Raw genomic sequence first — 15,311 nt, forward strand, 5'->3', positions numbered from 1 at the left:
AATCAATCACACAGAAGCGATTCCTTCTATTTCTATCAATAATTCATCCCGACACACATCAGCTAAAAGATAAATAGACTCAACATCGGAATATAGCTTTTCAACAATCACTCGGGCATTTTCCATTAAAGAAATATCTTTCAGATATACTCGGCAACTTTTTAATCTATAAGAAGACCCGAAAAACAAAATACCTTGCCTTCGAATATTTTCTTCTGAAATCAGATAATCGATATTTTCTATTGTTGCTTGAGTCTGCTTTTCAATACCGACTTCCAAAAGACTTTCTTCTCCACGTATAGCTGCAGTTCCCGACACATAAACTATTTCATAATTTTCCTGCTTTACCCGTTTAGCACGTTCAAATTTAGGAGTAGTTCTACTTTGAAAACGAGGATCTTTCTCTCCGAATAGAACACCTTGCGAATAAGCATGTGCCGCAACTTGCCAACCATTATCTATTGCATCGATCTTTATAGAAGCGTCATCCGCATAAACCGCATTGATATCGACAACAATTCCTCCACACGCCATTCCTATTCCTGTTGCCGCAGGATAACCTTTAGGCCATTGTGAATAATTATAAAAAAAACTTCGTGCATCATTAAAATCCTGATAATGTTGATGTTCTCCGTCAAATGCCGTAATCTGTTCAATATAATTCCATTGTCGGACGATAGAATGTACAGGCATGTTCTCTATCTGCAATATCTTTTCGACAATATCAAATACATTGTAAGATTGAACGGAAAAACTTTCGTCTAAATTATCGCTCATTACTCCTCCTAAAAAGAGATGTTTCACATGAGAGGATGTCACTGTAATATAAAAATTTGTCCACAACGATTTATATTCAACCGTCTCCCCTTGAAGTATTTTCAATTCATGAGCTTCCATAACCAAACCGCTACCGTCCAAGGGTTTCTGAGCTACATAACTAATTACAGGGAGTTTATCTCCAAAATGGATATCGGCTTCTTTTCGAATAATATCAAGCTCTTCCCGATAACGGACATTATCCGTAACGTCTCCGAAAAAGACCAGACGGACAGGGACATTTTTCGGTTGATACCTATTCAATAAAGACCTTACCATGGCAGAAAAGTCCGCCTGGCTTTCCCTTAAAGAACGACATATATAACGACAATCATTCATTCCTGCTATTCTTATTTTCTCGCAATATTTTTTGCAACGCTTAATTTTGATACAAAAGTACAAAATGATACAATCTTGTTGCAATACCTAAAAATAGGTAAAAATAAAAATGCCCGAACATCAAATGACGACCGGACATTCTTAAAGCCTATCTAAATTTTACGATGAGGAAATTCTCAAACTCGACCTGTACAAAATTCAAACAGACTCTTACCCCTAATAATGAAAACCTAATAATTATTTATTTACTATCTACAGGTCCGTCCAACAATAAATCGTGCTGTACCTTTTTATTTTTTCCAGACTGTACATTATCCTTATTCAAATCTATTTTCATCACAGAAAAGAATCGTTCCCAAAAAGCCGCAGTCTCTTTTGTATCGACAAGATAGTTTATAGAAGAAACTGCTATCACCGATTTTCCTAAAGGATAGGTAACCATTGCTACCCCTGATGGTTTCTGTAGCTTTTCATATAATACTACTTGTGCACATTTCCTATTCTCCGGAGCCCGATTAAAGAGAGACCAATCGACTCCCGAGGCATCGAAAACGATAGTTCCCTCATCGACAAAAGCTCCTGAGAGTCCCTGTTTAAGGATGGGTTCTTTACTATCTATTTCTGAAAAATAAAGTGCCGGGACAGTAAAATATCCTCCCCATTCAGATCTTTCACCGGGATTAAATGCCGTCGCCGTTCTATTTGTCGTTTCAATATTTGCAGGCAATAACGGTAAAATCTTCGAATCAATACCTTTAGTGGCCGTCATTATCAGAATCGTACGACCGGATTTTTTAGCAGATTTCATAACAGCGGCAAATTGCTTCAATTGATCGTCACCGATGTTCTCTCCATCAACAATTACCACAGAAGACTTTTTATTCTTAGAAAACGTTATCCCTGTTTTTCTTAAATGACCAGCCAATGCTCCGGTTTTATCTCCGATAAAAAATACTTCGGAATGCACCGGCTGAGGAAGAGCTGCGGGTTTCGGAATTTTCAACTCCGTATAATGATCCCATTCGCAAGGTTTATCTGCTAATGCAGCCTTTAAGGCATGAAACATAGGCAACGGTTTATAGAGAGGCAATGAAGGATCGATTCCCGGATTAAAGGTTGTCACATAAGGCGGAATGCGCTCAAATTGATATCCAGGCTTACCCTCTTCATAAACTTTTCCGGCAAATACACCGTCCTGCCCATCCGGTAAACGGGAATAATCGCCATAACCGAGATTCAGATGTTCCAATCCGAACCAACAAACTTCGGACGGTGAATAATAAGCCAAAAACGGTTTTGCCATTTTCTGTACATTCTGATATACATCTACTGCCAAAGCTTCATTACGTCCGTAATAAGAAATATATGGCTTATCTCCTGCAAACTGATACAATTGATCAGGTTTCCCATAATAGGTGGCTCCCGATTCTCCGACAATCATCGGTTTATCTTTCTTCTCCGGTAATAAATCCAATTTCAGCCCGTGCCCGAAATGCTTACTCCACACAGGCAATCGCCCGTCTAAATCCCGGTCTCCGTCACAAGTTATAAAACCCCTCGTCGGATCCCATGCCGGCACACGATCTGCAAGTTCTACAATTTTATCATCCCATTTTTTCGCCACCTCTTTAGACGGTTTATTTAAAAGAGCAATAGCAAATAATTCATTACCGACACTCCAACCGATTACAGAAGGGTGATTTCTGTCTCGAAGAATCAGACGTTCCAAATGTTCCGCATAATGTTCCCAAGCTTCAGGTGCTTCAAAATTAAGATTGATAGAACTTCCGAACAATCCGGTTTCATCCAATACCATAATTCCCATCTCATCCGCCAAATCATAATACACACGCGGCCACGGCTGTGCGTGAGGACGTACCGAATTCCCTCCAAAATCCTTAATCATCTGCAACCATGCCCAAGCAAAACGACGTGAACAGATATAAGGACCGAAAGGGTGCTGTATATCACCGACACACTGAATTTTCTTACCGTTCAACAAAAAGTCTGTTCCCGACAGTTTGAACTGACGCCATCCGAAACGAATATCCTTAATATCATACGTTTGTTTCTTATCTGAAATTTTCAAAGAAAGCATATACAAATTAGGGGTTTCGGGTGACCAAAGTTTCAATCGATTTCCTACTTTAGTTTGCAAAGTTACTTTTTGTGTTTCTCCCGGTTTTAAAGTCACAGATACCGGATCTATCGTCAATGCCGTATGTCCTAATGTCCATTTAATCTCAGGAGCATCCAAAATCGTTTTTCCGGCATTGTTAATCCACTCACGAGCATCACCTCCTAATAAAATAGTTTTAAGTTGTCGAGACTGATTGATTATATTTACATCTATTTCCAATTCATCACGATCTACCCAAGGCTTTATAAAAGCTTCCGTTACCCGAACTTCAGGTACAGCCCACAAAAATACATCTTGCCAAATACCGACGATCTTATCGGTATTAGAACCCAATGCATAAGTTGTTTTCATTTTTTTATATTCCGGATGAAATTTCTGGAAAAGAGTATTATGGCGTACACCTACTAACAACTCATTCGGCTTATTCCAATCAATATAATCGGTAACATCCGCATCAAACGGCAAATATTGGTCAAAATTCCGACAAACTTCTTTACCATTGACCTTTACAACACATTCTCCTGCAACAGCTTCAAAATGAAGTATTAGACGATTATCTTTTTTCCAATCGGCAGGTATCGAAAACTCCCAGCGTAACCACCCCATTTTTTCTCGTATCCAAGAGGATGGATATGAGGGATAATAAACAGAACTCGGAGCGTAAGGATTCTTTGAACCCTCTCCGGTCTCTATTCCACCGCCCCAATCATTTACATTCCACGGTGACGGAATTTTTATTTTTACTTGTTCCCACTGCCCCTCTCGAGGCTCTGTCAATATGGGGGCAACTCCATTCCCCTGCTTCCAATCACGAGACACGGCTACCGGTTGAAAATCCCACAGCCCGTTCAAACATATTTCTTGCCGATACGGTTTTTCTTGCGGTGACACAAGTCCTTCTGCAGGAGAAAAATCCCGATTAAACACGACTTTATCCTTTGCAAACAACAAATCTCCTCCCGTCAATAATGCTGCCGTCAAACTCAAAATTGCAATAGTATCTCTCATGTAAATCAAATTAATACGTTTTAAATAATTCCTTGTTAGGTTCTTTCCCCATTTCAAACTCCAATACTCCCCCACTGGCAAGCATTTGATGAGAAAAACGAGGTTCGGATAACGGTAAACCGTTCCATTTTACAGACTGGACATACTTATTTTCTTTACTGTTATTTAATGCTTTTACTACAAATGTCTTATCCCCGGACAATCGCACCGTAACTTCGTCAAACAACGGACGGCCGATCTCATAAACCGGAATACCCGGACAGAAAGAATAAAATCCCATGGAATTAAGGACATACCAAGCCGACATTTGACCACAATCTTCATTTCCCGAAATTCCATCCGGATCATCGTGATATAAAGTACAAAGAATAGAATCGACCAAAGCCTGGGTCTTCCATGCTTCATCTACATAATTATAAAGATAAGGGATATGATGACTGGGTTCATTTCCATGTGCATATTGTCCTATCATTCCTGTAACATCGAGAGCTGCACCGGCATCTCCGGTCAACTCCGAGGACATTGAAAACATAGAATCCAACTTGGCAACAAAAGCATCCTTTCCTCCCATTTCTTCGATCAATCCGGGGACATCTTGAGGAATAAACCAACTCCACTGCCACGCATTCCCCTCTACATAGCAAGAACCCTTAAAAGCCGCTCTCGGATCAAAAGGCGTTACCCATGAACCATTCATATTGCGACCTCTCATCAAACGGGTCTCAGGATCAACGTAGTTTTTCCAATATTCTCCTCTTTTTGTATAAGTATCAGCTATATCTTTCTGATCCAAAGCCTCTGCCATCTGCGCGATCAACCAGTCATTATATGCAAACTCTATACCTTGCGAGACCGATCTTCCGCAACGATCGGCCGGTACATAACCTAATTCGTTTTTATACTTTAATTCCAAAGGCATAATACGAGCAACAATAGAAGCCGGCATCATAGGTGTAATACCCGTCGTATCATAAGTAGATGAACGGACACATGCCGACAAAGCTTTATTTACGTCAAAATTACGTTGATTCTTGAAAAAAGCATCGGCAATTACCGATACGGCATGATAACCGATCATCGTACCGGTTTCGTTCGAAGCCAGTTCCCATTTGGGAAGTACGCCGCTCTCATCGTATTTTCTTAAGAAAGTCCGGATAAATGCCTGATTAATATCGGGACGAATCACCGTATATAACGGATGCAATGCCCGGAAAGTATCCCACAAAGAAAAAAGAGTATAATTCGTATAAGAAGTGTCTTGTACGATCGTGTGTCCCATTGTCCGGTAACGTCCGTCAACATCAGAAGCGATACAAGGCGATATGGCCGTATGATATAAGGCTGTATAGAAAATTTCCCTTTGTTCAGCATCATCGGTCTTGACATCGATAACCGAAAGTTCGTTATTCCATATTTTACGGGCATCCGCTACGGTTTTATCAAAATCCCATCCCGAAATATCAGCCTTCATATTTTTCTTCGCACCTTCACAATCGACAGAAGAAATGCCGACTTTAACCAGAACCTCTTTTTTTGCCTCCTCAGGAATAAAAGTCAACAACGCCTTTGCCGTTTTCGCTTTCACGAGATTTCCCTCAATTAATGTATCTCCCGAATACAACGTATGAGTAAACGGTCTTGAAAACTCTGCATAAAAATAAACATAATGATTTTTTGCCCATCCCGTCGTATATTTCATTCCCGAAACAGTAGAATCATTTACAATCCGTATTTCCGTAACCGGATGTTGATGACCATGAATCGTAGGCTCCATATCTATAATCAAATTGGCAGCTTTACCTTCCGGATATGTATAACGATGAAAACCTGTTCTCAGGGCAGCAGTCAACTCAGCGGTAATATCATAATCGGACAACCGAACTTTGTAATATCCCGGAACAGCCTCTTCTTCTTTATGAGAAAAACGAGAACGATAGCCTGAATCAGGATCTTCCGCATTTCCTGATACCATAAATTTATTTTCTCCGGAAGTAGGCATCATCAGTATGTCCCCGTAATCTCCGATTCCCGTACCGCTCAAATGCGTATGACTGAACCCGATTATAGAGCTATCGGCATAATAATATCCGGGACAGCCGTCCCACCCGAACAATCGCGTATCAGGGCTCAACTGCACCATACCGTGAGGCAACGTAGCACCGGGATAGGTGTGGCCGTGCCCACCTGTCCCGATGAATACATTAACATAATCTACATACTCTTTGACAACATGAGTTTGCGAACAAGAAAAAAACAATCCTGAAAAAACAATAACTGCTGCCAGATGACACCCTATTAATTTCATATTCTTCATAACTATTCTTAATTAATTCTGCGATTATTTTCTAACAGGTTGGAATATACTCAACGGTATCTCTTTCCTCAACATTTTCCCGGCTTCCCCTACCAACCATAAATAATGATCGCTTTGCAATCCCTCTTCTATCGGCACAAACGATTCCGGGACACGGGTAGCGCATTTAAATATCGCAGTTCCCTCGTCTATTTCATCGAACATAGCTATATACAACATCTCTGCACCCATAGAAATAGCTCCGGATAACTGTGCCCAGAAAAAATCACCTTTATTTCTCGGTATTTGAGTAGTATTAGGACCGTACATATTTTTCCAAGAAAAACCGGGAAAAGCCAATGGTGCATAATCAACCCCATTTTTATTACACCAATCTAAATGTTCCGCTATAATCGGCTGCATATTCAGATACACCTTATCATTATACCATCCCACAAACCAAGGCATTACGATATCGCATTCTTTAATCAAATCCAATAATTCGACTTGACTTGCAGAAGGAGTTTTTCCTTCTTTGGGAAGCCACCTTGCCGGAGTCCCCAGCATAACGCTATATCCCCGTTTCCGGATTTCTTTCACCAATTTTGCAGCATCCTCCACATCATAAGAACGGCCGGGGAATCCCACTCCCCAAACAGCTACCAACGGTTTTTTATTATGGAAAAGATAGGTCGGCACTTTTTTTCTTTTCTTAAACTTATAAGTACTATCCAGCTCATCCAAATCCGAAAGTATAAAATCGACATCGGTCTTTTTCATTCCGCTCAGATCATACATTATGCAAATCGCCCTGTCATATTTTCGGGCAGAAGAAACAGCAGAAGCAAGAACTTTATTAAAATGCATTTTTCCACTCTTTCCTTTTACTTCATTGACAAATCGTTGCATGAATACTCCACTTAAACCATACTCTTTCATCCAACGAAAATGGGTATCTACCGTAGAAGGGTCATGCGAACTGAATGTATAAGCCGGAGTACCGTCATCAAAAACAAACTTCGTCTTATAGACTTTCTTATATTCCCGTACATCAGGCCACATATCGATAGTACAACATCCCGGTTCAAAACGTCCTTTCGGTCCTGAATAATGATACCAGCCCCGTCCCGCACCGTCATCGGGAGCATTGAACCAACCTTGGTAGCCTGCCATTATCAGCCCCTTATATGAATTATATTTTGTATTTTTCGCAGAGATCATGATAAACGGAAAGATCATTATAATCACGAAAAATAAACGATTCTTGTTCTTCATGCGTATATGCTTTTAATATTCCTTTTTCTTTATCGATTACGAAAACAAAGTAAAAACCCCATTATTAATTTTTACTTAATAAGCCGATAAATAAATTCTTAAAAAAGTGTACAATTGACCTTTTAACTTCATTTTCTCAAAAAAAATATCCGCTGACAAAGATTTTCTACCCCTGTCAACGGATATTCTTACTCGATCACAGTCTATGTCGCTATATTACTTCAGCATCGATTTCCAATTTCCCGAATAATATGCGACAGTCAACTGTTTTAATTTTTCCTGATCTCCTTTCTGCATAAAAGTGTGTTCAAGATCTTTATAGATATAGAACTGCAACCAATAACCGTTATTGTATTGCTGACGGACAGAAAGCGCCTGCATCAATTTAGCATACCACAATGTCTGTACATTATATTTATGCGCAACTTGAACGGCAGTCATTGCATTTTTCCACATCGATTTAGACATTTTCTTCATCATAGAAGTATAATCTTTATATTTGAATATAGAAATATCGATCAACTCACAGCGATCATCCAGCCCCAGTGCCTTTAAATCTATCGTCATCTCGAACTTTTTATCTCCGTCAAGATCATATTCAATATAATCGAAAAAGCCGTTGTCATCTTTATCGGTATATTTTACAGTACCGAATTTTCCGGGCTGCCGGTCCATACCCATCCACATACGATCCCAGCCTTGATAATAATTGGCATTCTGGTCTATGCGCCAGCAACCCCATTCAGCTCCATATAAATGTAAACGACCGTCGAACTTACCTACATATAATTTACCTTTTCCCGAATTATCCATATCCCATTCTCCCCGGTCTCCGGCAGCATCAGACTGTTTATTATTATCAATACCGCCATTTTTCCAGCCGATTTTGAACGGATCTAACGGATCATAAAATTCTACTCGCTCCCAACGTCCGCAATCATCGTCTTCGTCATATACAAAATTAACTCTCGACCACTCTCCTCTTTTAAAGATCATCTCTTTAGCACTTTTATGGTCGGGATACAAAAATTCTGTCAATTGACGGTAACGAGGATCCATGAAAAATTTATCCGCCTCAGGCATGCCTCGCAAATTATTAACTTTATGTACCTGATCAGTGTAATCGAAACCTTTACCTTGAAAACCTATTGTAAAATCAAAATCAAATTCGTTACCAGGACCATTGTCGTTATCCAAATCGACAGCCATAGAAACCCAATCGATACGTCCTTCCAACTGACGGTTTACATAACTATTCGAAGGTTTGCTTCTATCTTTTATTTTAGGAGAATCGACAAACCGTATAGCCATTTCGGTCAGACCATCGCCATCTTCATCATAAAACAAAAACGGATTTTCCCAATTCAAACGTAAATCTTTAATGTCATAAGTAGATGTATGAATTTTCATGAACATCGTCTGACCGCTATAATCTTCATAAAAATCGCAAACTCCGTTTTTATCCCAACAGCGCAAACTAAAATCATTCCAATTAATATAATTGAAAATATTATCTTTATCCAAATCACGCATAATCATATAATGCCCGTTCGGCCAGACTTCTCCGGTATTTTTTTTCGGATATTCGATTACGATCTGCATATCTGCTTTACCGTCATCATCCGTATCGACCCAATCGATAATCAAGTCCCCTTGTCCACCATAAATTCCATCTTTATTACGGTCAATCAACAAACAATCATTGATCATATCTCCCTCAATATCCCCTTCTTTCATGTTACCGTCGTCATCTAACCAAAGAATAGGAGTATCGTTTACCGTAACGGATTTAATCGCGTCAGGCTTTCCATCTCCATTTAAATCGATATACTCTACCTGATAACCTACCGGAGGCAAAGGCAGACGAAACGGTTCGATCTGTAATTTCTGATTCCAGTACTTCTGGTCATACGGCAAAGCCTGTGCTGTAGAAACAGCAAAAACTCCCAACATTGCCAGATAAATAAATTTACATTTTTTCATTGTGTGTGTTATTTATTAGTATTCGCATTAAATATCGTCCATCTCGCACTTATCCGCATATTCTTCGATCCTTGTAAACGAACAATGACAGGATAACATAACTGAGCTCCTGTTCCCTCTTCTGCAAGTTTCAACGCAGGTATTCCGGGAGCTTCACCAACCAACAGCTCCTTAACCGGCGCTTCCGATAACTTCAAGAGCAGATCTCCCGAAGGAGTTTTAAATGAAACTTTTTTACCGACTTTATATTTCTTTACATTTTTAATCTGCGAATGTACTTTCGACTCATCCAACACGACAGACTGTCCCTTTCCGGCTTTAAATACAGGCTTTTCATTGAATAAAAGTACATACTCATACACATGTACAGAATCTGAAGCACAGTCAAACGTATCATCCAAGATATTTCCCTCCAGATTCATCTTCCGTAACATTCTCACTCCTGAATAAGCTGTCGTACACTCAGCTTCTGCCCGACCTCCGTTTGGAGTAGCCTCATAGCTGATCAATTTTCCTAAAGCCTTGCGATTCTGGTCCTTATAATCTACGGTTACCATATTATGAGGCAACGAGTTTCGATACCAATCTAAATACAATTTAAGTCCGTAAGCACACGTACCGAAATCAGAAATCAGTTCTTTTTCTCCGTTATGTATCGTTATAGATAATTTATCGGGATGTCCGTGCCCTATTCCCCGACCACCGAATTTTAATACCGAAGAAACAGCTCCGCTTCGCAAACAAAGAAACCCGGATTGCGGGTAACAATAACTCGGTTGTATCATCGGTTCTTTAACAGGCTTTATATCCTGCCCCGTAAGCAACGATTCATATGCCGTTCGATCTGTCATTCCGTAAGCATGTTCCAAGACAGTTTCAATAACCGGGTCTTTTAAACGGGCGAAAGCCAGTTCATGAATAGGCAACTCGCTCAAAACACTCGCACCATACCAACCGTCACTATGTGCAGGATAGCTTAAATCGGGGTAAGTTCCCTTAATCGGAGCAACAAACATCTTCCTCATATCCTCATTATACAAATTTATTCCACGACAGCGCATGACATCTGCCGTATGAATTAAAGCTTGTAACGGGAAATAATGATAATTAGGAGAACCTTCATCTATCCACCCATCGGGTTTTAAATGCTTTTTCATCAAAGCATAATATCCCCTTACCGGATCATTCATAGCAACGTCGATAATAGAGTCATCCTCTAAAGCAACTCCCAAAACCGCAAGACCGCTATTATGCCACATCTGCCAATTTGCCCCGGCAGGGCGATTAAGCAATAATTCAGCGCAAGGACGCAAAAGTCCGCTTTCTATCTTACCGATCTCTTCTTGTGTCAGATATTTCTTTATAACCGTGTAGGACGGAAGTGCATAGGTAGCCCAAGTCGCTTCATCTAAACTTTGCGCAAAAGCCTTGCCGCTATGTTCGTCACTAATAACCCGAGCAGCATTATACTCTTTATATGCTGCATATTTCGATGCATAATCGAGCAACATATCTTTGATATAATCAACATACAGTAAATCTCCCGTAGCCATATAAGCATACATACAAGCTTGCAGATACTCTTGATTTTTACGGTGTACCATATAAATCCAAGCCCAATCAAAACGGTTTACATGGGTATAAGTCGTTTTACAAGCCGAGCAATAGTGCGCATGAGGCTTATCCCAGTCAAAAGTCAACCGCTGACCGTCTTTATCACAATAATAATGATGAATATGTCCTCCTTCGACAACGGGAACTGTAAGATCATGGGAACGACGTTCAGCTATATCCGTTTTAATCCGGTCAAGAATCTTCCTCCCCCATGAAGTCTGCGCAGATTTTCGAATTTGAATGATGTCATCCGGAGAATAACAATAATATGATCGTCCATCCGCAAATACAGGTAATACGGCTAAGACAAAAACAAAAAGAAACAAAAGGCTTTTTAGTGATGTGTGTTTCATAAGATATTTCTTTGCATTAAACTTTATTGCAAAGAAAAAACCGACACATTAAAAAGTGCTTAAAATTCACGCAAAAAACAATTAATATATCAAGTAATACGAAAAAAAATCAGAGATAAGAGTATATCTAAGTTTTCCAAGATAATTTTAAAATAAATTTTTACCGGTATCTTTCTAACCACTGTGCGGCATCCTCATCACCCATTGAAGCTGCCTGCTCCATATCCGACCGAGCCCCGACAAAGTCTTTTAAAGCAAACTTAGCCAAGGCCCTGAAATAATAAGCAGTCGTTATTCTGTTTCCTTTTTCAATTGTACGAGTAAGATCATCGATACATTTCCCATAATCTCTCAAATAATAATAAATACAGCCCCGAACTTCATAACTTTTTGCATCAGACTCATCTGCTATAATTGCTTTATCTATGGTTTCCAACGCACCATTGTACGCTCCGACAAATGCCTGACAAATAGATTTATTCTGGTATATTTCCGACAAAGAATAGTTTGTACTTTTTCCTTTATGATATTTCAAAACAGAATCATAATCAAGAATCGCCTCATTTTGCCGTCCCAGTGCAGAATAACATAAAGCTCTGAAATAATAAGCATCAGCCCAAAGAGAGTCTTTTTGCAATTCTTCGGAAAGGATATTCACCGCGTCTTCATAATTTCCTGAACAGTGTTTCTCTTTCACTTCATTCAGGACAGAAACACGATTGCCATTATCCTGTAATTCCGGACGAGGTATCGAATTTATCGATTTATCGGTAACTATATTATTTTTAGAACTTTCAGGCTCACTATTGCTGACTTTTATTAAATATACATTATCTTTCACCTGCCTGACAATCTCAGTCAACGACCTTTTTACAAGTATAGGTTTAAAAGTCAACTTTCTTAAAACAGGATCACTCTCCAACAACAATTTAAGATAAGATGCCTTCACGGCAAGATTTGCCATATACCCGGCTTTATCTCCATAACCGGCAGAAATTATACCCAAAACATTTCCATTACCATCGATCAGAGGTCCTCCGCTGTTTCCGTAGGTCACCGGAACGGATATCTGGCAAAAGACAGGTCCGGCTTTTCCTGCATTCACAGCACTGATGATCCCATTCGTCACCTTCACATTATCCCCCAAAAGATCCGCACGTGGATATCCTATTGCATAACAAGGTTCTCCTTCGACAGGGACATCTGTCCGTAAATCATAATTTACCTCCCCCAAAGTCTTAAACTCAGGATCATTGATTTTTATAACAGAAAGATCTGTCATGGGATCGGAAAGAATGACTTGAGCATTATAAAAACGAGTAAAATCACCGTTGATTCCTGTCACCTGAATATGCTTTGCATCTTCTGTTACATGATTGCAAGTAGCGATATACCCGTCAGAAGAAAGAGCAAAACCGCTTCCCGTCCCGGTATAAGAATCCTCTGCCGATTTCGACTCAGAAGTAGGATAAACTTTCATAAGTCTGAAATTCCATAACCAGCCTTCTATATCGAGACGATTACGATATAGCAACGTCGCTATATGATTTATATATCTGACTTTACCGTATCTGTGGCACACCACAAGATTAAAAGTTCCTTTATCCGCCGTCAATTCTAAAAATCCGTCAACCATTCCCGGCGTCAAATACTTAAAAGTTTTAACCTTGACTATTCGATACTTAAACTGTTCCGGTATATTCTGATCCGTAAAACGTTCTATAGACCATCGTTCTCCATTATAATTTTGCCAAATTCCCTCTATCGGGTCTATTTCTCTGGAATTATGTAAAAGCCGGGCTTCTTCCTCTGTATAACCTTCGACACAATAACTCTGCTTATACCACTTTTTAACAGGTTCATCTTTTTTATCCGACTTTGCAGATACAGATAAAATTAGTGACATCAGCAAAACAAATAAAGAGATATATTTTTTCATGGTTTTAAAGAATCTATAAAAACACGAACCATACTGTTTAAAAAAGGTGAAAAATCAATTAAAAGCTATAATTGAAGCCGAAACTCAGCAATTCTTTAAATTGGAAATGAGTCTTACGGTCTTTTTTCTCCCGGGCATCATCATACCTTAAGTGAAGGAAAAGACGAGTTGAGAAAAAACGATTCAGAATGAAATCAAAACTATTTTCAAAATCAGATTGAATTTGCTCATAATTAGTAAAATAGAATAGTCTTGAGCTCCATTTCATATTTCTGTAAAATTCCCATTTAACGGTTACCTCGAAAGAAGAACCGAACTGATTGAGCGTATTACCCGCATTAATACCGGAATTGGCCGGATTTATATCTCGATCGTTCGCTACAAATTTCAAATTATAAGAAAACGGAGATAATACTACCGATGACTCAAACTTCCACTTCTCTTGTTTATAATTGTATGACATACCGAGACCGGCATTAAACTCTCCAGGAGAAAGGAATTCCGCTAATTTTTCGGTTGTATTGGCCTTATAATTATCAAACAACTGTGTTTTAAAAAATAGTGTAGCAGTATAATACCAACTTTTAAAGGCTTTAAAACCGAACTTTGAATTAATCTGGAAGAGATCTTCGCTTATTCTTATTTTTCGTATAGTATCTTCCGGAGCACTATTAACGTTTACTTTCCACTGAACCGTATTTTCAAAAATCATCCAGTCATAATCATCGAACTTCAACGTATATACCTGATTGCTGACAATATTTAAATTACTTTCTCCACCTTGATACCAATTTTCTGAAATATGTACTTGAGAAAACTGAATAGAGCTTTGGAGTCCTGAAATCCAATGTTTCAATTTTCTTTCTCCGGCATTTATAGATGACTGAGATACCGAAACCGTCATATCCTCCAATTTCAACAGATTTTTTCTCGGAGAAGTTTCCATTACTTTAACTTTAGGAACTTCCGGCAAATTATCCGTATTATATTTTACACATTCCGGATGATTTATAATCACCCAGAAGCGACCTCTCTCCCTCATGGTTTGCAACCCTTTAACCCGCATCAACCATTCGGGTTCTTTAAAAGTATAGGAAAAAGGTTTGAACGATGAATATGTTTTTTTGAACGGAATAAATACATTTAGCGAATCCGGATTTTTATACCGATCAAAAATAATCGGCAAAAAATAAGGAGAATCCAACAATGACATTTCGTCATCCTGAACTATACTATCCGGGAACAATACCATATCCAAAGCCTCCTGTACCTCCGGAGTCAAAGAAATAGAGTCTGTAGATATCAACTGCAACAACATACTCTGTTTGCCCTGTAATGAATCGGACTGTTCAACAGTAACCGAATCCGGCAAATGTCGTTGAGAAAATGCGCTAACCTGAAAAACCGAATCGTTAGCAGCAGAAGCAGCTATAAAATAAACAAGGCACATTAATGAAAGAACCGTACTCCGGCAAAATTTTAAAAACATATTCCAGTCTTTTAAATAAGATCTATTTGCCGAACCTTTTGCTCTCCAAAACAAGACCGGCA

The 15,311-nt window shown here is 39.1% G+C and carries 8 protein-coding genes; all 8 read right to left on the reverse strand.

Features of this window, described 5'->3' with window-relative positions; translation table 11 throughout:
* Positions 1-6: 6 nt before the first annotated feature.
* The 8 genes from AC0UMU_RS01575 to AC0UMU_RS01610 all read right to left on the reverse strand — a co-directional run bounded on the left by AC0UMU_RS01575 (position 7) and on the right by AC0UMU_RS01610 (position 15,249).
* Positions 7-1,155 carry a chorismate transformation FkbO/Hyg5 family protein gene (locus tag AC0UMU_RS01575; RefSeq protein WP_472300217.1) on the reverse strand — a complete coding sequence of 383 codons (1,149 nt, stop codon included), beginning with the start codon at positions 1,153-1,155 and terminating at the stop codon, positions 7-9.
* Positions 1,156-1,396: 241 nt separating this feature from the next.
* Entirely contained in the window at positions 1,397-4,303 is a 2,907-nt protein-coding gene (locus AC0UMU_RS01580) for a glycoside hydrolase family 2 protein (protein WP_473979853.1), read from the reverse strand.
* Positions 4,304-4,313: 10 nt separating this feature from the next.
* Positions 4,314-6,617 carry a GH92 family glycosyl hydrolase gene (locus AC0UMU_RS01585; RefSeq protein ID WP_472300213.1) on the reverse strand — a complete coding sequence of 768 codons (2,304 nt, stop codon included), beginning with the start codon at positions 6,615-6,617 and terminating at the stop codon, positions 4,314-4,316.
* Positions 6,618-6,641: 24 nt separating this feature from the next.
* Complete coding sequence (locus tag AC0UMU_RS01590; protein WP_288640289.1) at positions 6,642-7,871, reverse strand: glycoside hydrolase family 99 protein; 1,230 nt, start codon at positions 7,869-7,871, stop codon at positions 6,642-6,644.
* A 216-nt stretch (positions 7,872-8,087) separates the two neighbouring features.
* Complete coding sequence (locus AC0UMU_RS01595; RefSeq protein WP_288640292.1) at positions 8,088-9,854, reverse strand: hypothetical protein; 1,767 nt, start codon at positions 9,852-9,854, stop codon at positions 8,088-8,090.
* A gap of 8 nt (positions 9,855-9,862) precedes the next feature.
* On the reverse strand, positions 9,863-11,821 hold the full coding sequence (locus AC0UMU_RS01600; protein ID WP_337929110.1) for a heparinase II/III domain-containing protein: 1,959 nt from the start codon (positions 11,819-11,821) through the stop codon (positions 9,863-9,865).
* A 160-nt stretch (positions 11,822-11,981) separates the two neighbouring features.
* A complete protein-coding gene (locus AC0UMU_RS01605) occupies positions 11,982-13,760 on the reverse strand; it encodes a trypsin-like peptidase domain-containing protein (RefSeq protein ID WP_288640297.1) in 1,779 nt (592 codons plus the stop codon).
* Positions 13,761-13,818: 58 nt separating this feature from the next.
* On the reverse strand, positions 13,819-15,249 hold the full coding sequence (locus tag AC0UMU_RS01610; protein WP_288640300.1) for a DUF3078 domain-containing protein: 1,431 nt from the start codon (positions 15,247-15,249) through the stop codon (positions 13,819-13,821).
* Between the last annotated feature and the right edge of the window lie 62 nt (positions 15,250-15,311).

The organism is Coprobacter fastidiosus (genome assembly GCF_982245605.1).